The following is a 22,364-nucleotide window of genomic DNA, read 5'->3' as shown; positions in this document are numbered from 1 at the left end:
GCCTGCGATAACGCCCCTGATGTTGAATGATTTAGCTAATTAATCCGCAATCGGATCTTTCACGATAAAGAAATAAGCCAGTGCGCCTGCGAAGGTCACGCAGGAGCAGATCACCAGCGCCATATTGAACGAACCGGTGGTATCGACCACCCAACCGGTGACAATCGGGGCGAATGAGGCACAGATAAAGCTACCGAAGTTTTGAATACTGCTGACCGAGGCCACCATGCGTGACGGTGCCATCACCTGTACCAGCCCCCAGGCGGACGTCCCGGCAAAGTGCACAAAGAACAGCGCCAGACTGATAAAACCGACGGCCATGGCGGTTGAGGTGGATTGCACCACTAACAGGGTACAGGCAGCGGAACAGACCAGGCCCAGGCAAATGAGCGCCTTGCGGGTTTTCGCCAGCGCATAGCCACGGCGCGCCAGACGGTCAGCAACGGTGCCATTCACCAGCATCCCTATCGAACCAAACAGAAAGGGAATGGCGGCGACCCAGCCAGTGCTGGTCAGGCTCAGACCTCGCTCGGCCTGTAAATAACCCGGCAGCCACGAGAGATACAGCCAGCCGGTGTAGTTCACGCCGCTGAAGCCGAGGATCATTCCCCATACGGTGCGCTTCTTAAACAACGCGCCCCACTCTTTCAGCGATACGCGGGTTTTCTGTGACGGCGTGGAGCCTTGATCGAGGTACTGCTGCTCCTCCGGCGTCAGGGCAAAACGGTCACGGTTGCGGTACCAGGCATACCAGCAGAGGGCAATCGCTACCCCGGCCACGCCAATAATCACAAACATCATGCGCCAGCCAAACGCCAGCATCAGCGCCACGAGGATCGGCGGGGCGAACGCCTGACCAAAGGTGGTGGAGGAGTTAAATATTCCCATCGGCAGGCCGCGTTCGCGGGCATTAAACCAGTCGTTGACGACTTTAACGCCGCTGGGCATAAACGGCGCTTCGCCTATCCCCAGACCGATACGCAGCATAATGAAGTGGCTGAAGCTGTTGACTGCGCCGGCCATCGCCTGCATCACCGACCAGAACAGCAGGCCGCCGCCCAGCACGATACGCGGGCCGAAGCGGTCCAGCAGCAGTCCGCTGGGCAGCTGGGAAATACCGTAAGAGAGGGAAAACGCCGAAAGCAGCACGCCGAACTCGGTTGCCGACAAGCCAAGATCGTTGCGGATCGCGGCATTGGCGATCGACAGCGATCCACGATCGAGGAAGTTAATGATCCCGGCGAGGAACAGCAGCGTCAGTGAAACGGTTTGTATCCGTTTGAGACGGCTGGATTTTTGTAAGGGTGATTCAAAGGCTGAAACCGTCATCGGTGTTCCTTGTACGGCTCAACGGCCGTTTTCTTATCAGGTAGTCACAGGTTACATTGTCTGGCCCAGTGGTCAGGCCGCTGGACCAGAGCATAAACGCGAAGGGCCTGTGGGTTCCGTGATCGCGATCGCAGCATGATCATTTTTCCCAATACAGGATCAGGTGGTGATGCCGGATCCACCGTAGGGGGGGGGGCGGGCCTCGCCCGGCTGTGGGGCCTTGTGATAAGCTCTGCCATCATCTTTGCCGCCAGGAATGGGTATGGAATTACCAACACTGAAAGTCGAACGCCTTTACCGGCAGATTTCTAACCTGCTGATTGGCTGCATTAAAAAGGGACAGTTTCCCGCCGGGGCCATTTTGCCGCCGGAGCGTGAATTAGCGAAGCAGCTGGGCGTCAGTCGTTCGTCGATTCGTGAAGCTCTGATTGCTCTGGAGATTACCGGCTGGGTGGAAATTCGCACCGGCAATGGCGTTTACGTGATGAACCCGCTGCCGCAAAGCGAAGATACACCGGTTGAAGAGGAGTTCAGCCTGAAGGCGCTGATCCAGGCCCGCCAGGTTTATGAAGCGATGACGGCTGAACTGGCGGCGCGCAACGGCAGTGACGATCAGCGTGCCGAATTGCAGGAGATCACCCAGGATCTCATCCAGCTACATGTTAATGACGAGAAATTCCTGCGGGAAGATAAGCGTTTCCATTTGCTGATCGCCGAGATGACCGGGAATGAAGTGCTGCGCGATATGATGGAATATCTGTGGAACAAGCGTAAAAGCTCGCGCTTTGTGCGGTTGGAGAGTCACTACGCGGAGAGCGATTTCCCGCGCGAGATGAACCAGGATCATGAAGACATTGCCCGTGCCATTATCGCAAGGGATGCCATTCAGGCGCGGGCCTGCATGGAACGCCATTTACAGCATGTGTATGACCGATTGTTTATCGAATAACACGGCCCGGCATATCGGCCAGTAGGGTTTTTGTAGGGGTCGGGCATGCCCGACCCGCGCGGATTAAATCGATTTGCGCCCATTCCCCAACAGGATCGCCAGCTTGCCGCCGCCGGGGGTGGTTTCCATCAGAATTTTACAGACGCTGGTCAGTGGGACGGAGAGCAGCATTCCCACCGGGCCGAGCAGCCAGCCCCAGAATATCAGCGACAAAAACACCACCAGGCTCGACAGCCCCAGTCCGCGTCCCATCACTCTGGGTTCCAGCAGATTGCCCAGCAGCATATGAATGGCGATAAACAGTGCTGCGACCAGCCCGGCTTCCAGCGGAGTGTTCAGCAACAGCGCCTGCAATACCGGGGGGATGCCGGCAATGACTGGCCCGATATTCGGCACAAAGTTCAGCACAAAAGCGACCACACCCCACAGCAGCGCGAATTTCACCCCCAGCGCCAGCAGTGCCAGCCAGACCAGCACGCCCGTTGCCAGACTGATCAGCGTTTTCAGTGCCAGATAATGGGTGACCCCCTTCAGCGCCTTATGCATGCCGGCAATACGGATCTGCGGATTGACCAGCGCGTAACGTAGCTTGTACGGCAGATGATGAACCTCAAACAGCATAAAAATCACCGTCATCATCACCAGAACGATCTGCGCCATTGCCCCGGAAAACTGCCCCAGCATGGTGGTGGCGACATCCATCACTGCATTCGGGTCCAGCCGCTGTGCCAGCGACTCAGGGGAAATCATGATATGAAAACGGGCGGCAACGTGTTGCACCAGGGCCAGTTTTTGCTCCGCCTGTGCCTGAAGCTGTGGGTAGACTTCGCCAAACTCCTGCAACGACCCGGCAATCATGGCGATCAGCAGCGCCAGGCCAATCAGCACCACCACCACGACCAGGCTGATAGCAACACCACGGCGCATTTTTCGCCGCATCAGCCAGCTTACCAGCGGGTTGAGCACGATGGCGAAAAACAGCGCCATCAGGAACGGCACGACGATCTCTGCCGACAGCTTGATTCCGCCCAGAATCACCACCAGCGTGGCCAGTTTTAGCAAAATATTTTGCCCGATCTTCTCCTGCGGCAATGGCTTCATTGCGTCTCCGTTTTGACAATATGCGCAGCAAGTGTAGCGGCTCTGGCGCGGCAGCCATTCACTTTAGGAATGGTCGTGTTTTTCCATTGGCAACGGGCGCGGCATGCCTCGCCCCTACGGCAATAAAGTTTTGTAGGGGTCGGGCATGCCCGACCCGGATTTATCCGCGCTCGCGTCGTTGCAGGATTGCCAACGCGGTGAGCATCAGCGCCAGCCCGGTGCCCATCGCAATGCTGGCCATCGCCATTCCCTGACCCACGGAACCCTGCTCAAACTGACGCCAGATAAAGACCGATACCGTCTGGGTACCTGCCGGGGCCAGCAGCAGCGACGTCACCAGCTCGCGCGAGGCGATGGCAAACACCATCAGCATTGCGGCCAGCAGGCTGGGGAACACCAGCGGCAGCACGATATGGCGCAATGCTGCCCAGGCGCTGGCACCGTGCACCCGCGCTGCCGGCTCCAGGTTGCTGCCCAGTTGTTTGAGCGCGCTACTGACATAGCGCACCGGCCAGGGCAGCAACAGGCAACAGTAGGAGAGCAACAGGATCGGCCAGCTGTTATAGGGTGTCAGCGGCCAGAACGGCTGATTCCACAGCAGGATCAGCCCAACGCCGACCACCACGCCCGGCAGCGCGGCCGGGAGCAGGGAGAGCGCATCGATGAGCGCAGCACCGCGAATACGCCGTACCACCACCAGCCAGGCCGCCAGAAACCCCAACAACCCGGTGATCAGTGCCGCGCCGAGCGCCAGGCCGAGGCTGGTGGAGAGCGCCGTCAGGGCATCACCCTGTAGCGCAAACAGCGCCGCGAAATGGCGTAGTGTCAGATTGCTGAGATGCATCCCGCCGGACAACGTGGAGAGCAGTGACGTCAGCAGCATGGAGCTCATCGGGAGCACCACCATTAGTAATGCCATCAAACAAAACAGCAGCAGCACCGGCGCGCGCCAGACACCGAGCGAAATGCCGCTGTTCTGCGCGGGCTTGCCGTTGATACTGGTGACATCTTTGTTGCCGACCAGCTTCTTCTGTAAAGCGAACGCGGCCAGCGCTACCATCACCAGCAGCATGGAGAGCAGCGACGAGCCCGGCAGGTCGATCGGCCAGTCTGCCAGGCGCTCCTCAATACCGACAGTCAACATCACCACCCCCGCACGTGAGCCGAGCGCGGCGGGAACGCCATACTCTTCAATCGCCAGGGTAAAGGCCAGCAGGATACCGGCGGCCAGCGCAGGCAGCAGCATGGGCAGGGTCACGTGCCAGAAAGCCCGCCATGCGCTGGCACCATGTACCCGTGCCACGATGGCCAGCTGCTGACCACTCGCCAGCAGGCTGCGCGACACGGCAAAGTAGACCACCGGGAAAATATTCAGTGTCATCACCAGCGTAATGCCGCTCTGACTGAACAGCAGATCGTTGAGATCGAGACCGATCGCCTGATACAGATAGCCATTATGTTGCAGCGCCAGCATCCAGCTGAGGGCAGAAATATAGGGTGGAGTCAGGAACGGGATCAGCAGCAGCAGATCCCAGATACGCGCCAGCGGCAAATGAAACAGCCCGCGCAGCGTGCCGAGAGGAATGCCGACCAGCGCACTGAGCAGCGCCACGCTCAGGCCGGTTTTCAGCGTACCGCTGAGTAGCGCGGGCAACTGCGGATCGGCCAGCAGCGTCGGGATCGGGGTAAAGGCACCGGCCAGCGATCCCTGTGCCAGCGCGGGAAACAGCGCCTGTAGCAGAATAAACAACAGCGGCAGAGCGACCAGAATAAGCAGCAGCGCCACGGTCAGCAGTGGAAGTAAACGAGAGGTCATCGTGGATTCCTGCAGGGCGACGCAGAGGCGCCGCCCGGGGAGAATTAAGGATGGCTGAACAGCGTGCCAAAGCGTTGCAGGACGGAGCTACGGTCGGCGTTACCACCGCTTTGGGCTGGCAGGATGTTCAGGTCACTGAGCAGTGGGCGTTTTGCGCCGACGTCAGAACGCGCGGGCATTAACCAGGCATCGGCGACTTTCTGTTGCCCCTCTTCCGACAGCACATAGTCGATAAAGGCTTTGGCCTCGGCCGCGTGCTGCGTACTTTTCAGGATCATCATCGGACGCGGTGCCACCACCGTACCGCTGGCCGGGAAGATCACTTTGATCGCTTCACCCTCCTGAATGCTGTTATAGGAGACGTAATCCACCGCGCCGAAGACGGCGGCTTTTGCACCCTGTAACACCGGGGTCAGCGCCTGAGCGTTAGGCCCGGCAATCACCATTCCGTTCATCTTCAACTGACTGAACAGCTGCCAGGCGCGGTTGCCCATGCTGTTTTGCAGGCCGATAAGCAGGTCAAGCGAGGCACCGGAGAGCGAGGGATCGGGGGTGGTTACGCGGTCTTTAAAGGCCGCACTGGTCAGATCGTTCCACTCTTTCGGCTCCGGGGTGCCGCTTTTGGTATTCCAGACAATCCCCAGCGCTGAAATGCCCTGGGCCACATACGCATCGGTTTTGAACGCAGCGGGCACCTTTTCGGCATTCGGGCTTTGATAGGGCAGCAGCCATTCACGCTTCTCAAGCTCTTCGGCCGTATCCCAGGAGGCGGAGATCAGGATGTCGGCCTGCGGATTGGCCTGCTCGGCCTCCAGTCGTGCCATCACCTTGCCGGTGGTGGCCTGGAAAATATTGACCTTCACGCCGCTCTGTTTCTCAAAGCCCGCCGCGAGGCTCTTCGCCAGCGATCCCGGCCCCGCGGTGTAAACCGTCAGCGCCTGTGCGTCATTCATTATCATGCCGGAAGATAACAGCATCGCGAAAAGTGCTCCTCTTTTCATCGAGTTTAACAAGGTCATGCGAGTTCCCCAGAGAGTGACGTAACGGTTTGAAGTGCAGAAACGGACCCGGCAGACAGCCAGACGATACGGTCAGCCAGCATTTCGGCTTCGCTGCGATCGTGGGTGACATACACGGCGGTCGTACCGAGCTGGCGCAACAGACTGGCCATTTCGCGACACAGAGATTCACGTAAATCGCGATCAAGATTGGAGAGCGGTTCATCGAACAGCAGAATCTTCGGTTCCGCAATAATCGCCCGTGCCAGCGCCACGCGCTGCTGCTGACCGCCGGAGAGATCGGCGGGTTTACGCCCGGCGAAATCCGCCAGCCCAACGCGTTGCAGGGCGGCCATTACCCGCTCATCGCGTTCGCGCGCAGCAACCCGGCGCATCAGCAGGGGAAAGGCAACGTTCTGCGCCACGCTCATATGCGGCCACAGGGCGTAATCCTGAAAGACCATGCCGATGTCGCGTTGTTCAGGTGGCAGGCAGTGGCCCGGGCTGGCAATCAGGCGTTCGCCAAATTGCAGCGTGCCCTGCTGCGGTTGCAGCAATCCGGCCAGCAGTTTCAGAAGGGTACTTTTGCCGCAGCCGGAGGGGCCAAGCAGGGCGACAATGCTGCCCGCCTCGATATGAAGATCGAGATGGTTGAGCACCGTCTGCGTGCCGAAGGCATAGTGGATGCCTTCCAGCGTGACGGAAGTGGGGGAACAGGTCATCTTGTTATCCTCTTTGGGACTTTGTGCGGGGAAGTATAGGGAGGCTGTATGACGGATTTATGGCGGAAGAAAGACGCCAGCGTTTGCTACCGGGTCTGCTATTTCGCGTATAGTGGACTTTCGTCCATTTTCCCCTGCGAGCAGGATTTTCATGTCTGAGCAGCCCGTCGGGGCCACGTCGCTAAGTGGCTTTCGCTTAAATCTGCGTATTTTCTCCGTAGTGATGTTCAATTTCGCCAGCTATATGACCATCGGTTTACCGCTGGCCGTGCTGCCCGGTTATGTCCACGATGTGATGGGCTACAGCGCCTTCTGGGCAGGGCTGGTGATCAGCCTGCAATACTTCACCACGCTGTTAAGCCGTCCCCATGCCGGGCGCTATGCTGACCTGTGGGGCCCGAAAAAAGTGGTGGTTGTTGGCCTGTGCGGCTGCTTTATCAGCGGGATTTGCTACCTGCTGGCGGCGTTGAGCAGTGGGCTGCCGTTGCTGAGTCTGCTGCTGCTGTGTGCAGGCCGGCTGATACTTGGCGTTGGGCAGAGCTTTGCCGGGACGGGCTCAACCTTGTGGGGGGTTGGGGTCGTCGGCTCGCTGCATATTGGCCGGGTGATCTCCTGGAACGGGATTTTCACCTACGGGGCGATGGCGATTGGCGCACCGCTTGGCGTGGCCATTTATCACTGGGGCGGCCTGATGCTGCTGGCAGGGATTATCACGGCGATTGCGCTGGTGGGTATTCTTCTGGCGCTACCACGAGCCCCGGTGAAAAGCAGTAAAGGCAAGCCACTGCCATTCCGCGCGGTGCTCGGCCGCATCTGGAGTTTTGGCCTGCTACTGGCAATGGGATCGGTGGGTTTTGGCGTTATTGCGACCTTTATCACGCTGTTTTATCAGGATAAAGGCTGGGATGGCGCGGCCTTTGCGCTGACGCTGTTCAGCGTGGCCTTTGTGTGTACCCGGCTGCTGTTTCCCAATGCCATTGCCCGCCACGGCGGGTTGACTGTGGCGCTGGTCTGTTTTGCGGTGGAAGCCATCGGCCTGTTTATGGTCTGGGGGGCGTGGGACCCGTGGCTGGCTCGTGTCGGTGCGCTGCTGACCGGGGCCGGATTCTCGCTGGTGTTCCCGGCGATTGGCGTGGTGGCGGTGAAAGTGGTGCCGCCGCAGAATCAGGGCAGTGCGCTGGCAACCTATACGGCGTTTATGGATCTGGCGCTGGGCATTACCGGGCCGCTGGCAGGGCTGGTGATGACCTACGCGGGTGTGCCGATTATCTATCTGCTGAGCGGGCTGCTGGTTTGTCTGGCGATGGTGGCCACGTTGCGGCTGAAAAAAGCGACCCCCGAAGGGGTCGTTGTCAAATGACACAGATAAGATGAAGATATTTGCCGCCTGTCGGGTCGGGCATGCCCGACCCCTACGACAGCGTGGGGTCCCGTAGGGGCGAGGCATGCCTCGCCCGGTGTCGGATCAGCCTTGCAACAATGCAATGCTCTGGCGGATCTCACGTTCGATATCCGCCGCACTCCAGTTATCCATCACTGAAGCAAATGGCTCGAAGGCGTAAACACCTTTGTAGCCCAGTTCTTCAAGGCGCTGCACCTGCCAGACGCTTTTCAGCAGGTCATCACCACTCAGCATCAGACGTTCTTCATCAGTCAGCTCGTTCACCGGGCGGCCATCAATGACGCCTGACAGATGCACCAGACCAATCTGGTCCACATCAATGCCGTCGGCAAAGTCCTGCTCAGCGCCTTCATACAGATGGTGGTGGAAGGTATCCAGCACCATCTTGAACGGCACCTCCGCCTGTTGGATCAGCTGCTGCGCCTGACCTGCGGAGCGCAGTGAACTCACCGGGAAGCCCAGTGGCTCAACCAGGCCTTCCACGCCGTAGCGGGCAAATAACGGGGCCAGCGTGCTCAGTGCCTTCTGCGTATCTTCGGCTGAAATTTTTGTGCCATCATTAAGTGGGCACATGACCAGCGCTTTTGCCCCAATGCCCTGTGCGTCTTTCAGCAGACTTTCGGCCCGTGCCAGCAGGTCATCACTGATCTGGTTAAACGGATACAGTGCGTTGATGGTGACAATTTCCAGACCATACTTTTCTGCCAGATCGCGAACCTGCTGGTGGCTCAGATTATCGGTGACGCTGCCGCCTTTCATATCGTTACGCAGTTCAACTTTATGCAGACCCAGCTTTTGCACCAGCTGGAAAAATGCCTCGATGCTGAGGGCAGGTGCAATTTTACGGTTAATACAAAAACGGGTTGGATCGATAGCCATCTGATGGCTCCTGTTGAGTAGGGTAGGAAGGTAAAAGGTTCGTTCAAGGTATCCCGCCAGCCATTTTTTGAGTGACCAGGCCAGTCGGTGATGCTGCACTGCTTATAAAAGAACATTTATTTCATATATAGTGAATAATGAAATTTAAATTTTTAGATCCGTCTCGCAAAATTTCACTCAACACCGGATAAAGCCAGCATAAATACAGAGTAATCCTGGCGTTTTAGTGGGGCCAAACGTGGCGTTATGTGACCGTGGTCCTGAAACGACTGCTCCGCGCACCGCCTGAGCTGAGGGCTTTTTTTACCCGGGTTCGTTCCTGAGGTGAAGCGACCGGGGTTCTCCCCTTGAAAAATGCGATCCAGGCCGCTAAAAACGAATTTTCTAAAGTGAAATATTTGAAAAATTTATTTCAATATTATACTGTCTCAACACGAATCAAGGTTTTGCCCGGCAAGGCAGCGGTATGACGTCAGACTGCCTGCGAGGGAAACTCATACTTCAAAGAGGCCAGCACATGACTATCGTAGGAAACTTTATTGGCGGTAAAACGTCTTTCAGCGCCAGCAACGAAACCATTCCGATTTACGATCCGGCAACCGGTAAGCCGGTGCGCGAACTGACGCAGAGCACCAGTGATGAAGTCGCCAATGCGATTGCCGTTGCGCATGAAGCATTCGATAGCTGGTCACGTACTTCTCCACTGCGCCGCGCCCGTATTCTGTTTAACTTTAAAGCACTGATGGAAGAGCATCGTGATGAGCTGGCCGAGTTGATCGTCAGTGAGCACGGTAAAGTCTGGTCAGATGCGCTGGGTGAACTGACCCGTGGTCTGGAAGTGGTGGAATTTGCCTGCGGTATTCCGCACCTGATCAAAGGTGAGAACTCTGCTGATGTCGGGACTGGCGTTGACAGTTACTCGCTGATGCAACCACTGGGCGTTGTGGCTGGGATCACCCCGTTCAACTTCCCGGCGATGGTGCCACTGTGGATGTTCCCGATTGCGCTGGCCTGCGGTAATACCTTTGTGCTGAAGCCACCAGCACTTGACCCGTCAGCGTCCGTACGTATGGCTGAACTGCTGACCGAAGCGGGCCTGCCGGATGGTGTGTTCAACGTGATCCACAGCTCGAACGAAAATGCTGAACAGCTCTACAAAGATCCACGCGTTCAGGCGGTGAGTTTCGTCGGTTCATCCGGCGTGGCAGAGCACATCTACACCACCGCCAGTGCCCACGGTAAACGTGTGCAGGCCTTCGGCGCCGCGAAAAACCATGCGATCGTGATGCCGGATGCCGATCTGGATGCGACGGTGAATGCCATCATGGGCGGTGCGTTTGGCTCTGCCGGTGAACGCTGCATGGCACTGCCGGTTGTGGTTGCCGTGGGTGACGACACCGCAGACAAATTGATTGCTGCGCTGACTCCGCTGGTGAAAGCCCTGCGTGTTGGCCCTGGCATTCACAAAGGCAAAGACGAAAACGAAATGGGGCCGGTTGTTTCTGCTGCGCACCAGAAGAAAGTGCTGGGCTACATCGACAAAGGTGAAGCAGAAGGCGCGAAACTGGTGGTTGATGGTCGTGGCATTCAGGTGGAAGGCAATCCTGATGGCTACTACGTTGGCGGTACGCTGTTCGATAACGTCACCACGGATATGGTGATCTGGCGTGAAGAGATCTTCGGACCCGTACTGAGCATCGTTCGTGCACCTGACTACAAAACGGCACTGGACCTGGTGAACAGCCACGAATTCGGTAACGGCAGCGCCATCTTCACCAGCAATGGTCATACCGGGCGCGACTTCGTACGTGAAGTGCAGGCGGGCATGGTTGGCGTTAACGTACCGGTTCCGGTACCCATGGCCTTCCACAGCTTCGGCGGCTGGAAACGTTCCGTGTTTGGTGCACTGAATGTGCACGGGCCGGACGGTGTGCGCTTCTACACCCGCATGAAAACGGCCACCGTACGCTGGCCGAGCGGTCAGAAAACCGTATCTGAGTTCAGCATGCCTACGCTGGGATAATTGAATATGGGCGAGGTGCGCCTCGCCCCTGTGAACAGAGAGGCTGTATGTCATTGCTATCCAAAGTAAAACAGCCGGATGCGCAGGGCCGTATCCAGCACGTCACCCCGGAAAGCGCTGGCTGGCGCTATGTTGGTTTTGATGCATACCAGTTGAAGAAGGGCCAGACGCTGACGCTTGAGAGCGGCAGCAAAGAGCTGTGCCTGGTGCTGGTTGCAGGGCTTGCCTCCGTGAAAACTCGTCAGGCTGAGTTCCCGAACATCGGCAAACGTATGTCGCCGTTTGAACGCACCCCCCCTTACTCTGTGTATGTTCCGCACAATGAACAGGTTGTCGTGGTCGCGGAGTCTGACCTTGAGCTGGCGGTGTGCAGTGCACCGGCGACGGAAGGCAAACTGCCTGCACGTCTGATCGCACCTGAAGATGTGGGTGTTGAGCAGCGTGGTAAAGGGAATAACAAACGCCTGGTACACAACATTCTGCCTGACGATAAGCCAGCGGACAGCTTGCTGGTGGTGGAAGTGTATACCGACGAAGGGAATACCAGTTCGTACCCAAGCCATAAACACGATCAGGAAGATTCACCTGATGAAACCTACCTGGAAGAAACGTATTACCATCGTTTCAACCCGGATCGCGGTTTCGCGATGCAACGTGTTTATACCGACGACCGTTCGCTGGATGTCTGTATGGCGCCTTACAATCAGGATGTGGTCACCGTTCCGCGTGGTTATCATCCGATGTCGACCGTTGCAGGTTATGACAACTATTACCTGAACGTGATGGCCGGGCCGGTGCGACTGTGGAAATTTACCTGGGAGAAAGATCATGCCTGGGTGAACAGCGATGAGTATCCCCGCAAAGGATAATCCCGCATGGCCGATCGTTGTGGGTCAGGCATGCCTGACCCCTACGAAACCGCCATTGACGTAGGGGCGCGGTATGCCTCGCCGGATGGCGTAAGAAAAGGTTGATGTTAAAACGAGCGATAAAACGGGTGGCCCTCACAGGCTACCCGTTTTTTTATGGGCGGGGTTTATTCGGGTCGACGTTGGTCAGTGCCAGCGACACGGCCAGCGTCTGGGCCAGGCAAAGCGAGGCCACCTGGGAACGGAAACCATCCACCTGCGCTTCACGCACCACAAAACAGACATCACTGAAGGCGGCGAGTGGGCTGACCTGGCTGTCAGTAATCGCGATCTGATGTGCACCACGTTTTGCGCCCAGCTCCACCAGCTCAACGGCTTCGCGTGCATACGGTGAGTAACTGATGGCAATCACCACGTCTTTCGGGTTCACCATGCTCAGCTGCTCGGCAAACATACCGCCCAGCCCGTCGATCAGAAACGCGCGGCGCTCCAGATGACGCAGAGCGTAAGTCAGATAGGACGCCACGCTGAATGAACGGCGTAAACCGATAACGTAAATGTTGTCGGCCTCATCCAGCATCTTCACCGCTTTTTCCAACTGCTCAGGATTGACCTGCATCGCCAGCTGTTGCAGCGCCTGCGAGTTGACCATCGTGAACACATTGAGGATTTCAGCCGGGCTTTCCGGGGCGCTGGCCGTTTCATCGGTGGCGGTCTGGCGGAACAAACGTGCGCGTTCGGTGTAGTTGACCGTCTCTTCCATCAGATGCTGGCGGAACACCTGCTTCATTTCATTGAAACCACTAAACCCAAAGGCATTTGAGAAGCGGATCAACGTAGAGGGGGGAACATCAGCCTGCTGTGCGATAGAGGCGACGGTATCAAAGGCGATGCTGTTGCTGTTATCAAGAATATAGCGAGCCACCTGCTTCAGGCGTTTACTGAGAGTGTCGTAGCGGCGACGGATATCGTCCTGCAACAGAGAAAGTTGGGTCGGATTATTAGTCATTAACGGCTCGCAAAAGTAAAATAGTGTTCTTCTGTGCGTTATTCTACCAGATGAACAAAAAATTTCACTTGATGACGAAAGCAGCGGCTTCTATTTCATCAGGGTTGGGAATCAGTTCACAAAATCGTAACCTTCTGCGTGCGCGGGGCAAAATAATAAATTCGTTTCAAAAAAAAAGGGTGACCCTGTACCAGGTCACCCTTATGGCTGTATCGCGTTTTTATTTCGCCGGACGCGCCTCACGCCAGTAGCCGATCAGTGTCAGGTAGTTACTTTTTACCTTCTCAATCAGTGCGGCATCATCCAGCTCACCCTGCAGCCACTGACGTGATGGCTGGCCGAAGATGGTGCGACCCACGGCAAAGCCTTTCACCCACGGTGACTTCGCGGCGGCAGCAAAGCCTGCTTTCAGTTCAGCTTCCGGTGCATCCAGGCCCAGCAGCAGAATGCCACGGCAGTGTGGATCGTGCTTTTCAATCAGCGCGCTGATGGCTTCCCAGCTGGCGTGTGACAGCGGAGGCAGCTTCCACCAGTCAGGCTGAATGCCCAGGCTGTAGAAGTGGGTGAGGATCTCCAGATAGTATTTCTCATCTTTATCCGGGTTGCTCTCCGGCAGGATCACTTCCAGCAGCAGCTCATGACCAGACTTGTTACAGCCGTTCCACACATCGAGGATCAGCGCATCCTGTTCCTGACGCATCTCTGCGCTGTCTTTCGGATGATAGAAGGTCAGACATTTGACCACGTGCTCCTGCGGCCAGTCGATCAGCTGAGAGCCAATGTTGCCGTGCTCCAGACGCAGCGGACGTGAGCTGGGTAATTCGATAGGGCGACCAATCCACCAGCCTTTACCAGTGATGGCATTCAGCGCGGGCTGACCATAAGTGGTGTCTGCCAGGATACCGCAGCGGCCATCGTCCAGACCGGCTTCTTTCGCCGCGGCCTGCGCACCCTGTAACAGCAGCAGTTTCAGGTCCGGGATACGTGCATCACTGACACCCGCTTCTGCTGCCATATCGGCCAGCTGTTTACGGTGGTCAAAAGCAAAGATGTTCAGTTCGTTCCACTGCTGCTTGCGGGTGGTCACGCGATGCAGGTGGTTGAGGCGGCTGTCGAGATCCGGACGTTTCACGTCTTTGTCGCGGCTCAGGAAGTCGTCCAGCTCTTCTTTGGTCGGCATGGCCGGGGCGCAGCCGTGGCGGGAAACAACCAGCGCGCCGCAGGCATTCGCGTAACGGCAGGCCTGCTCCCAGCTTTCATCGTTGAGCCAGCCGCGCAGCAGGCCAGACATAAAGGCATCGCCTGCACCCAGCACGTTCAGCACGTCAACGCGCACGCCGGTTTGCAGTTTGGTCTGTTCCCAGCTGTCCGGGATTTCGCCTTCAAATACCACACAACCCAGCGGGCCACGTTTGCACACCAGCGTGGCTTTTGTTGATTTACGCACATTTTTTAGCGCAGTCAGGCTGTCGGTGCTGCCACCCGCAATGTGGAACTCTTCTTCTGTTCCCACCACCAGATCGAAATAGTGCAGCACTTCCTGCAATTGCTGCGTGACACGCTCGGATTCCACAAAGCGGGTTTCGCCATCGCCCAGTGAGGTCAGGCCCCACAGAACCGGACGGTAGTCGATGTCCAGTGCGGTACGCAGACCATGACGACGTGCAATATCCAGCGCTTTCAGCACGGCGGCGCGGGTATCAGGATGCGACAGGTGCGTACCGGTGACGGCAACGGCACGCGAGGAGGCGATGTAATCTTCCTGGATATCATCCGGGACCAGACCCATATCGGCGCAGTTATCGCGGTAGAACACCAGCGGGAAGGTTTCCTGATCTTTGATCCCGAGGATCACCAGGCCGGTCAGGCGGGTTTTATCCGTAATCAGGCTCTGGGTATCACAGCCCACGCGTTGTAACTCTTCGCGCAGGAAGCGGCCCATGTGTTCATCACCGACACGTGCCAGCATGGCAGATTTCAGACCCTGAATCGCTGTGCCATAAGCAACATTGCCAGAGGAGCCACCAAGATACTTTGCAAAGGAGGTCTCATCTTCAAGGCGCGCACCGATTTGCTGGCCATAAAGGTCGACAGCGATGCGCCCGATACAAATCACATCGAGCGGCTTCTGTTGTGTACTCATACCTGTTGTTTCCTCTGTTTTTTACCCTGCCTCCTTGCCGTTTAACTGCCACGTCAATGATTGTGGGTAGTGCCGATGCTGTTGAGCGTTTCCAGCAGATCGGAGCCATCAGCCCGATCACATCCGGATCTAACATGTAGCGAAGTATGAGGAATAAAAATTCCAAATTCAATATGAAATGAAATTATTGCCCCAAAAGTGTGAGGTGGTTAAAACTCTTGCATCGTGGATTTCGCTACCCGATGGGGCAGTGGCGTTTCACGGCATTACAGAGATGTGAGCGGCCTCTCAACTTTCTTAACGCGCATCAGGGAACATATTGAAGTGAAACGATTTTTCTCTTTTGGGAGTAAAGGTATTGTTATCGTTTCATTTACCCGATGTAAATCACCCCTTTTCCCCCCGTTGCACCGTAGAATTTGATCTCACTCGCAAAATGAAATGTTTCTTCTGTAATTGTGTTTAGTGAAAAAAATATTTGTTTATAATCGGCTCACGTTTCACTTATAGCTGTCGCCGTTTTGATCCCAAGGCGACCACAAATGCGAACCTCGGTGGACCTTATGATGTGGCCACCGATACTGAAAGGAAGAGCAAATGGGCAAGATCAGATTAACCACAGCACAGGCTCTGGTCAGATTCCTGGACAACCAGTATCTGTCGGTAGACGGCGTTGAAACCAAATTTGTTAAAGGTATTTTCGCTATCTTCGGCCACGGTAACGTACTGGGCTTAGGCCAGGCGCTGGAACAGGATAGCGGCGATCTGGTGGTCTACCAGGGTCGTAATGAGCAGGGCATGGCGCATGCGGCCATCGGTTTTGCCAAACAGAAACTGCGCCGCGAAATTATCGCCTGTACCTCATCCGTCGGTCCGGGTGCCGCGAACATGGTGACAGCCGCCGCGACCGCGACCGCCAACCGTATTCCTTTGCTGCTGCTGCCTGGTGATGTGTTTGCCACCCGCCAGCCGGACCCGGTTCTGCAACAGATTGAGCAAAGTCACGATCTGAGCATCAGCACCAATGATGCTTTCCGCGCCGTCAGCAAATACTGGGACCGCGTCAGCCGCCCGGAGCAGCTGATGACCGCCTGCATTAATGCCATGCGTGTGTTGACCGATCCGGCCGACACGGGCGCGGTTACGATTTCACTACCGCAGGATGTGCAAGGTGAAGCCTATGACTTCCCTGACTACTTCTTCCAGAAACGCGTCCACCGTCTGGAGCGTCGCCTGCCCACCGAAGGCCAGCTGGCTGATGCAATCGCACTGATTGCCGGTAAGAAAAAACCGATGATCATCTGTGGCGGCGGGGTGAAATACTCGGGCGCGGGTGATGCACTGCGCGCCTTTGCTGAACGCTACAACATTCCCTTCGCTGAAACTCAGGCGGGCAAAGGCACCATCGTGTCTGACCATCCGCTGAACGTTGGCGGTGTGGGCGAAACAGGCTGCCTGGCGGCGAACCTGCTGGCAAAAGAAGCTGACCTGGTGATTGGTATCGGTACGCGTTACACCGACTTCACCACCGCCTCGAAATGGATTTTCCAGAATCCGGACGTCAGCTACGTCAACATTAACGTCAGCAACTTTGATGCCTATAAACTGGATGCTGTTCAGGTGGTGGCCGATGCACAGGAAGCCCTGACCGCCCTCGACGGCCGTCTGGCAGCAACCGGCTTCAGCAATGGCTGGGGCGAAAAAGTGTCACAGGCGCAGAGCAAACTGCTGAAAGAGACTCAGCGTGTTTATTCTTCGGTCTACAGCGGCACCGACTATGTGCCGGAAATTGATGATCATATGGATCGCGAAGCGGTGTGGGCTGAGTTTAACCGCCTGACTGACTCCTTCCTGACGCAGAGCAGCGTACTGGGTACGCTCAATGAGCGCCTCCCAAAGGATTCAGTGATTGTCGCGGCAGCGGGCAGCCTGCCGGGCGACCTGCAACGGATGTGGCGTACCAAAGATTACAACAGCTATCACGTCGAGTATGGCTATTCCTGCATGGGCTACGAGGTCAGCGCTTCACTGGGCGTTAAGCTGGCCGAGCCGCATCGTGAGGTCTTCACTCTGGTCGGTGATGGCTCCTTTATGATGCTGCACTCCGAATTGGTGACCTCGATCCAGGAAGGCGCGAAGATCAACGTGATCCTGCTGGATAACATGACTAACGGTTGTATTAACAACCTGCAGATGGAACACGGTATGGATAGCTTCACTACCGAGTTCCGTTTCCGTAATGCCGACGGCGGCAAACTGAACGGCGGCTTTGTGCCGGTCGACTTCGCCGCTATCGCCGGTGGCTACGGCTGTAAAACCTATCGCGTCACCACCCTGGAGCAGTTGCAGGCGGCGCTGATTGATGCGCAGAAACAGACGGTATCAACGCTGATTGATATTAAAGTTCTGCCAAAAACCATGATCCACAAATACTTCAGCTGGTGGCGCGTAGGTGGTGCCCAGGTGTCCACATCAGAGCGCGTAGACGCCGTGGCCCAGATGCTGAACGAACATATCGACCAGGCGCGTGAATATTAATTATACCCTTCATTCTTCACGCTGCAGGTGCGTTGGCTGCGCCTGTTCACCCCAGTCACATAGTTATCTATGCTCCTGGGGATTCGCAGGCTTGCCGCCTTCCTGCAGCGAGAATTATTTTGGGTATAAACATTTGTTGTTTATTTAACGGGCATTTTTATTTCGCCCGCTCTTATCCCCCTACATGTAAGGATCTGTCATGACATTAAAATTAGGTGTAATCGGAACGGGCGCTATCGGCCAGGAACATATCCGTCGTTGCAGTAAAGTACTGCAGGGCGCGCAGGTGGTGGCGGTTTCGGATATCAACGTAGAGGGTGCCAAAGCGGCCCTGGCACGCATTGGTATTGAAGCGGAAGTGTTTGCCAACGGCCATGACGTGGTGAAATCACCGAACGTTGATGCGCTACTGGTGACCTCCTGGGACCCGACTCACGAAGAGTTCACCCTGGCGGCGATTGAAGCCGGTAAGCCGGTATTCTGCGAAAAGCCACTGGCGATGAGCGCGGAAGGTTGCCGTCGCATCGTTGATGCCGAAATCAAATTTGGTAAACGTCTGGTGCAGGTTGGCTTTATGCGCCCCTACGATAGCGGCTATCGTGCGCTGAAAGAGGTGATCACCAAAGGCGAAATCGGTGAGCCGCTGATGCTGCACTGCGCGCACCGTAACCCCACCGTGCCGGAAAGCTATACCACCGATATGGCGATCACCAACACGCTGATCCACGAGCTGGATGTGCTGCGCTGGCTGACCGAAGATGATTACAAATCGGTACAGGTGGTGTTCCCACGTTCCACGTCGAAAACCCACGCTAAACTGCGTGATCCTCAGGTGGTGTTGTTTGAAACCCGTAAGGGCATTCGCATCGACGTGGAGATCTTCGTGAACTGTGCTTACGGTTATGACATTCAGTGTGAAGTGGTGGGTGAAGAAGGTATCGCCAAACTGCCAGAGCCGTCCGCCGTACAAATGCGTAAAGACGCCAAACTGTCTACGTCTATCCTGACCGACTGGAAAGACCGTTTCATTGATGCCTACGATGTTGAATTACAGGCATTTATTAACGACGCCACCGCAGGCAAGCTGACCGGGCCATCCGCCTGGGACGGCTATGCTGCTTCTGTCGCTGCCGATGCCTGCCTGAAAGCGCAGGAAAGCGGTGCGATTGAGCCGGTGGAACTGCCGCAGCGCCCGGCTTTCTACAATAACTGATCGCCAGGTTATAGGCCGGACGCGCTTAACCCCCGTCGACATGGCGGGGGATCACCGTAAAACAGCGTACTGATTTATCACGGAGAGTCTGATGAAAATTGCCTTTGATGTTGATGTCATTCGAGATTTAGGCATCACAAAAATGGTTCACCAGGTGGCTGACTGGGGCTACAAATATATTGAGCAGTCCCCGCATCCGCAGATCAACCCGTTCTACAAACATCCCAAAGCCAGTCGTGAAATCATCACCGAGTACAAAAACGCGCTGCGTGAGACCGGGCTGGAAATCTCCTCTTATATCGTTGTGTACCGCTGGTCCGGTCCGGACGAAGCGCGCCGTCAGGCCGCCGTCAGAAACTGGAAACGCATGATTGAGATCGCGGTTGAAACCGGTGTGCAGGTGATTAATACCGAGCTTTCTGGTAACCCGAACGAACCTGAAATCTGTGAAGAGATGTTCTATCGCTCGATGGAAGAGCTGCTGCCTATCGTCGAACGTGAAGGCATCCGCATCGAAATCCAGTCCCATCCGTGGGATTTCTGCGAAGAGAGCAATGAAACCGCCGACATGGTGAAATCGTTCCGCAGTGAGAACGTCAAGTATCTGTACAGCGTGCCGCACACCTTCTTCTACGACAAAGGGAAAGGGGATGTGAAAAGCATGCTGGAATATTCCGGTGTCGACCTGTCGCACGTGCTGATCGCGGACACCATGAACCACACTAAACACTGCCGCTATATTGTGAACCCGCCTGGCGTTGATGCCACGATTCACCAGCACGTGGGTGTGGGCGAAGGGGAAGTCGATTTCCAGACGCTGTTCCAGACGCTGCGTGATATGGACTTTGCTAACCGCACGTTCAAAGTCGGTGGTGAGTCAATTATTGCCTCTTCACTGTTCGGTTACCCGGAAAAAATGAATCGTCAGGCAGTGGAAACGCGCGAACTGATCGAGCGTGAGCTGCTGAGAAAATAAAGCGGGGCGGCAGTGGCCGCCCGGTGAACCTTTGAGGTAACACCATGAATAAAGATAACGTCAAACTGGCTATTGCACCGATCGGCTGGACCAACGATGACATGCCTGAGTTGGGTAGTGAGAATACCTTCCAGCAGATCGTCAGTGAAATGGCGCTGGCAGGTTTTACCGGCAGTGAAGTGGGCAGTAAGTACCCGCGCGATCCGGCTGTGCTGAAGCCGATGCTGGATATCCGTGGTATTGAGATCGTCAATGCCTGGTTCAGCACCTTCTTTGCTAATGGCGATAAAGCGAAAACCATTGATGAATTCATCAACCATCGTGATTTCCTGCATGCGATGGGGGCAAAAGTGATTGGCTGTTCAGAGCAGAGCCTGAGCATCCAGGGCACCACTAAAGCCGTGCTGGAAGAGAAACCTCACTTTACCGATGAGCAGTGGCGTCTGACGGTGGACGGCTATAACGAGCTGGCGAAACTGGCGGCTGAGAAGGGCATGACCGTGGGTCTGCATCATCATATGGGCACCGGTATTCAGACCACTGCCGAGGTGGATCGCTTTATGACCGAGACTAACGATGATGTTTATCTGCTGTTCGATACCGGCCACGCTTACTACTCTGAAGGATCCCAGGAAGCCATGCTGGCCATCCTGACGAAATACCTGCCGCGCATTAATCACGTGCACTTAAAAGACGTGCGTGATGAGGTTGTGGCGCAGGTGAAAAGCCAGAAGTTGTCATTCCTTGATGGCGTGAAGAAAGGCACCTTCACCGTTCCGGGTGATGGCGTGATTGATTTCGATCCGGTGTTTAAAATTCTCGACGATTTCGGCTACAAAGGCTGGATGGTGGTGGAAGCGGAGCAGGATCCTGCTCTGGCTAACCCATTTGAGTATGCGGTAAAAGCGCGTAAGTATATTCGCGAACACGCGGGGCTGTAAGAGCCAATAAAAAGCCCCCCGCACCAGAGGTGTGGGGGGCTTTTTTTACGCCATCAGATTATTTCAGCTGAATGGTGCTGATAATGCTTTCGGCTTCGGTTTGTGCCTGCTGCTGGTTTTCCGCAGGCAGCGTGATCTGCAGTGTCAGCAACTTGCCATCGACTTTACCCAGAACTACAGAAGACCATGAAGACTGGTTATTGGCAGAGATCACGGTGTCCAGCTGCTGTAACGGCTGGCCTTTCACGGTAATCGCTTTGTTGGTCACGACCTGAAGCTGTGCATCACGGTTACGCTGCTGCGCTTCAAGACGACCTGCCAGCACATCCAGCCCTTCGTTCGTGCTCTCACCATCAATCACGATGATCGCTTTCTGCCCTGACTCATCCGCATAGACGTGCATATTGTTTGCCTGAGTGCCGAGCTTACCGCTCTTGTCAGACATGCCTGCCGGCAGGGTGAAACTCAGTTTGCCATCCATCAGAGTGACATTCTGATTGGACTGACTGCTGCTGACGCCATTGTCATCGGCGGCAGCTTTCTCATCTTTCTTGCCATCACAGGCAGCCAGTCCAGCTACCAGCAGCGCGATTCCGGCATATTTCAGTAAGTTACGCATCAGGGTTCCTTTCACATTGGTCGCGTAGAGATCAGGTGCTTATACAATCGTATTCAGCCTTCAAAAGCAACTTATACCCGTCGTACTTCACGCTGCAGCGGTGTTGGCTGTGGCTCGAATGACTTGGGGTATATAACGGCCTGAGTTCAAACCTCAGATTAACCGAAGTTGACGCGGGTGCTATTGGATTTCTCTGCTAATCGTTTCAGCGCGGCATTCAGCAGCACGCCGTAAGCCGGCAGGAAGAACACCATGCAGATGAGCACCTTGAAGCTGTAATCCACCAGGGCGATCTCCACCCAGTGGGTGGCCATAAACAGGTCAGGACTTTTATAGAAGGCAATAAAGAAGAAAGCGAGGGTATCGCTGATATTGCCGAGGAACATCGCCGCCGCCGGTGCCATCCACCAGGCGGCTTTCTGGCGCAGGCGGTTGAACACGTGGATATCGAGGATCTGGCCGAGCGCATAGGCCATAAAGCTGGCGCAGGCGATGCGGGCAACAAACAGATTCATCTCTTCCAGCGCCGCGAAGCCCTGCCATTCTCCCTGATAAAACAGTGCGGAGATGGTATAGGAGATAAACAGCGCCGGGATCATCACGGCGAGGATAATGCGTCGTGCCAGTGGGGCACCGAAAATCCGTACCGTCAGGTCAGTCGCCAGGAAGATAAATGGGAAGCTGAACGCGCCCCAGGTGGTGTGCAAACCAAAAATTGCCACCGGCAGCTGCACCAGATAGTTACTGGAGGTGATCACCAGCAAATGGAAAAGGGACAGCCAGACCAGCGCGTGGGTGCGCTGGCGCGTAGAAAAAGCGATCATTGTTGTCAGCCTT

18 protein-coding genes are annotated in these 22,364 nt (G+C 56.0%); 8 read left to right on the top strand and 10 right to left on the bottom strand.

Annotated elements, in window-relative coordinates; genetic code table 11:
• Nucleotides 1–39: 39 nt before the first annotated feature.
• Nucleotides 40–1,329 (bottom strand): MFS transporter, encoded by a 1,290-nt coding sequence (locus WH279_RS00825; protein ID WP_167864243.1) that lies wholly within the window; start codon nt 1,327–1,329, stop codon nt 40–42.
• Between the two features lie 262 nt (nt 1,330–1,591).
• Between WH279_RS00825 and WH279_RS00820 the strand changes: the two genes are divergently transcribed.
• Nucleotides 1,592–2,278: a FadR/GntR family transcriptional regulator gene (locus WH279_RS00820; RefSeq protein WP_339454695.1), complete on the top strand. Its 687-nt coding sequence runs from the start codon at nt 1,592–1,594 to the stop codon at nt 2,276–2,278.
• Between the two features lie 63 nt (nt 2,279–2,341).
• On the opposite strand, the gene WH279_RS00815 is transcribed toward WH279_RS00820, so the two are convergent.
• The 4 genes from WH279_RS00815 to WH279_RS00800 form a co-directional block, all read right to left on the bottom strand.
• Nucleotides 2,342–3,379: an AI-2E family transporter gene (locus WH279_RS00815; RefSeq protein WP_159337795.1), complete on the bottom strand. Its 1,038-nt coding sequence runs from the start codon at nt 3,377–3,379 to the stop codon at nt 2,342–2,344.
• A gap of 160 nt (nt 3,380–3,539) precedes the next feature.
• Nucleotides 3,540–5,195, bottom strand: a complete 1,656-nt coding sequence (locus tag WH279_RS00810; RefSeq protein ID WP_339454694.1) for an ABC transporter permease — start codon at nt 5,193–5,195, stop codon at nt 3,540–3,542.
• A 44-nt stretch (nt 5,196–5,239) separates the two neighbouring features.
• Nucleotides 5,240–6,214 carry an ABC transporter substrate-binding protein gene (locus WH279_RS00805; protein ID WP_339454693.1) on the bottom strand — a complete coding sequence of 325 codons (975 nt, stop codon included), beginning with the start codon at nt 6,212–6,214 and terminating at the stop codon, nt 5,240–5,242.
• Complete coding sequence (locus WH279_RS00800) at nt 6,211–6,915, bottom strand: ABC transporter ATP-binding protein (RefSeq protein WP_133844289.1); 705 nt, start codon at nt 6,913–6,915, stop codon at nt 6,211–6,213. The genes WH279_RS00805 and WH279_RS00800 overlap by 4 nt, the downstream gene beginning before the upstream one ends.
• A gap of 151 nt (nt 6,916–7,066) precedes the next feature.
• On the opposite strand from WH279_RS00800, the gene WH279_RS00795 reads away from it, so the two are divergent.
• Nucleotides 7,067–8,275 (top strand): MFS transporter, encoded by a 1,209-nt coding sequence (locus WH279_RS00795; protein WP_339454692.1) that lies wholly within the window; start codon nt 7,067–7,069, stop codon nt 8,273–8,275.
• Between the two features lie 105 nt (nt 8,276–8,380).
• On the opposite strand, the gene WH279_RS00790 is transcribed toward WH279_RS00795, so the two are convergent.
• On the bottom strand, nt 8,381–9,196 hold the full coding sequence (locus tag WH279_RS00790; RefSeq protein WP_339454691.1) for a TIM barrel protein: 816 nt from the start codon (nt 9,194–9,196) through the stop codon (nt 8,381–8,383).
• A 517-nt stretch (nt 9,197–9,713) separates the two neighbouring features.
• Between WH279_RS00790 and WH279_RS00785 the strand changes: the two genes are divergently transcribed.
• Together WH279_RS00785 and iolB are read left to right on the top strand one after the other, a co-directional pair.
• Nucleotides 9,714–11,219: a CoA-acylating methylmalonate-semialdehyde dehydrogenase gene (locus WH279_RS00785; RefSeq protein ID WP_133844282.1), complete on the top strand. Its 1,506-nt coding sequence runs from the start codon at nt 9,714–9,716 to the stop codon at nt 11,217–11,219.
• A gap of 47 nt (nt 11,220–11,266) precedes the next feature.
• The gene (gene iolB, locus WH279_RS00780; RefSeq protein WP_133844279.1) at nt 11,267–12,088 is read left to right on the top strand and encodes a 5-deoxy-glucuronate isomerase; all 822 of its coding nucleotides are present in this window, start codon (nt 11,267–11,269) and stop codon (nt 12,086–12,088) included.
• A 154-nt stretch (nt 12,089–12,242) separates the two neighbouring features.
• Here iolB and WH279_RS00775 read toward each other — a convergent pair whose 3' ends face one another.
• Both WH279_RS00775 and WH279_RS00770 read right to left on the bottom strand, forming a co-directional pair.
• Nucleotides 12,243–13,097, bottom strand: a complete 855-nt coding sequence (locus WH279_RS00775; protein WP_159337799.1) for a MurR/RpiR family transcriptional regulator — start codon at nt 13,095–13,097, stop codon at nt 12,243–12,245.
• 220 nt (nt 13,098–13,317) lie between these two features.
• Entirely contained in the window at nt 13,318–15,240 is a 1,923-nt protein-coding gene (locus WH279_RS00770; protein ID WP_339454690.1) for a bifunctional 5-dehydro-2-deoxygluconokinase/5-dehydro-2-deoxyphosphogluconate aldolase, read from the bottom strand.
• Nucleotides 15,241–15,837: 597 nt separating this feature from the next.
• Between WH279_RS00770 and iolD the strand changes: the two genes are divergently transcribed.
• From iolD to iolE, 4 genes are all read left to right on the top strand, one after another.
• Nucleotides 15,838–17,778 carry a 3D-(3,5/4)-trihydroxycyclohexane-1,2-dione acylhydrolase (decyclizing) gene (gene iolD / locus WH279_RS00765; protein ID WP_339454689.1) on the top strand — a complete coding sequence of 647 codons (1,941 nt, stop codon included), beginning with the start codon at nt 15,838–15,840 and terminating at the stop codon, nt 17,776–17,778.
• 199 nt (nt 17,779–17,977) lie between these two features.
• A complete protein-coding gene (locus WH279_RS00760; RefSeq protein WP_167864248.1) occupies nt 17,978–18,991 on the top strand; it encodes a Gfo/Idh/MocA family protein in 1,014 nt (337 codons plus the stop codon).
• 91 nt (nt 18,992–19,082) lie between these two features.
• Complete coding sequence (locus WH279_RS00755) at nt 19,083–19,967, top strand: sugar phosphate isomerase/epimerase family protein (protein ID WP_133844269.1); 885 nt, start codon at nt 19,083–19,085, stop codon at nt 19,965–19,967.
• Nucleotides 19,968–20,011: 44 nt separating this feature from the next.
• Nucleotides 20,012–20,908 (top strand): myo-inosose-2 dehydratase, encoded by an 897-nt coding sequence (gene iolE, locus WH279_RS00750; RefSeq protein WP_339454685.1) that lies wholly within the window; start codon nt 20,012–20,014, stop codon nt 20,906–20,908.
• A gap of 58 nt (nt 20,909–20,966) precedes the next feature.
• Here the strand turns inward: iolE and WH279_RS00745 are convergent, their stop codons facing one another.
• Together WH279_RS00745 and WH279_RS00740 are read right to left on the bottom strand one after the other, a co-directional pair.
• Nucleotides 20,967–21,527, bottom strand: a complete 561-nt coding sequence (locus WH279_RS00745) for a DcrB family lipoprotein (RefSeq protein ID WP_133844265.1) — start codon at nt 21,525–21,527, stop codon at nt 20,967–20,969.
• Nucleotides 21,528–21,685: 158 nt separating this feature from the next.
• A complete protein-coding gene (locus WH279_RS00740; protein WP_133844263.1) occupies nt 21,686–22,351 on the bottom strand; it encodes a 7-cyano-7-deazaguanine/7-aminomethyl-7-deazaguanine transporter in 666 nt (221 codons plus the stop codon).
• Nucleotides 22,352–22,364: the final 13 nt, after the last annotated feature.

This window comes from Erwinia sp. MYb375 (genome assembly GCF_037479175.1).
Classification (GTDB): Bacteria; Pseudomonadota; Gammaproteobacteria; order Enterobacterales; family Enterobacteriaceae; genus Erwinia; species Erwinia rhapontici.
Note: the sequence above shows the minus strand (reverse complement) of the source record. Positions and strands in the feature narration are given on the sequence as shown.

Bases quoted from the DNA above. Each gene is read 5' to 3' on its own strand.
- WH279_RS00755 (WP_133844269.1), top strand. From the start codon at position 19,083: ATGAAAATTGCCTTTGATGTTGATGTCATTCGAGATTTAGGCATCACA.
- WH279_RS00800 (WP_133844289.1), bottom strand. From the start codon at position 6,915: ATGACCTGTTCCCCCACTTCCGTCACGCTGGAAGGCATCCACTATGCC.
- WH279_RS00805 (WP_339454693.1), bottom strand. From the start codon at position 6,214: ATGACCTTGTTAAACTCGATGAAAAGAGGAGCACTTTTCGCGATGCTG.
- WH279_RS00770 (WP_339454690.1), bottom strand. From the start codon at position 15,240: ATGAGTACACAACAGAAGCCGCTCGATGTGATTTGTATCGGGCGCATC.
- WH279_RS00740 (WP_133844263.1), bottom strand. From the start codon at position 22,351: ATGATCGCTTTTTCTACGCGCCAGCGCACCCACGCGCTGGTCTGGCTG.
- WH279_RS00825 (WP_167864243.1), bottom strand. From the start codon at position 1,329: ATGACGGTTTCAGCCTTTGAATCACCCTTACAAAAATCCAGCCGTCTC.
- WH279_RS00820 (WP_339454695.1), top strand. From the start codon at position 1,592: ATGGAATTACCAACACTGAAAGTCGAACGCCTTTACCGGCAGATTTCT.
- iolD (WP_339454689.1), top strand. From the start codon at position 15,838: ATGGGCAAGATCAGATTAACCACAGCACAGGCTCTGGTCAGATTCCTG.
- WH279_RS00745 (WP_133844265.1), bottom strand. From the start codon at position 21,527: ATGCGTAACTTACTGAAATATGCCGGAATCGCGCTGCTGGTAGCTGGA.
- WH279_RS00815 (WP_159337795.1), bottom strand. From the start codon at position 3,379: ATGAAGCCATTGCCGCAGGAGAAGATCGGGCAAAATATTTTGCTAAAA.
- iolB (WP_133844279.1), top strand. From the start codon at position 11,267: ATGTCATTGCTATCCAAAGTAAAACAGCCGGATGCGCAGGGCCGTATC.
- WH279_RS00810 (WP_339454694.1), bottom strand. From the start codon at position 5,195: ATGACCTCTCGTTTACTTCCACTGCTGACCGTGGCGCTGCTGCTTATT.
- WH279_RS00785 (WP_133844282.1), top strand. From the start codon at position 9,714: ATGACTATCGTAGGAAACTTTATTGGCGGTAAAACGTCTTTCAGCGCC.
- WH279_RS00775 (WP_159337799.1), bottom strand. From the start codon at position 13,097: ATGACTAATAATCCGACCCAACTTTCTCTGTTGCAGGACGATATCCGT.
- iolE (WP_339454685.1), top strand. From the start codon at position 20,012: ATGAATAAAGATAACGTCAAACTGGCTATTGCACCGATCGGCTGGACC.
- WH279_RS00790 (WP_339454691.1), bottom strand. From the start codon at position 9,196: ATGGCTATCGATCCAACCCGTTTTTGTATTAACCGTAAAATTGCACCT.
- WH279_RS00760 (WP_167864248.1), top strand. From the start codon at position 17,978: ATGACATTAAAATTAGGTGTAATCGGAACGGGCGCTATCGGCCAGGAA.
- WH279_RS00795 (WP_339454692.1), top strand. From the start codon at position 7,067: ATGTCTGAGCAGCCCGTCGGGGCCACGTCGCTAAGTGGCTTTCGCTTA.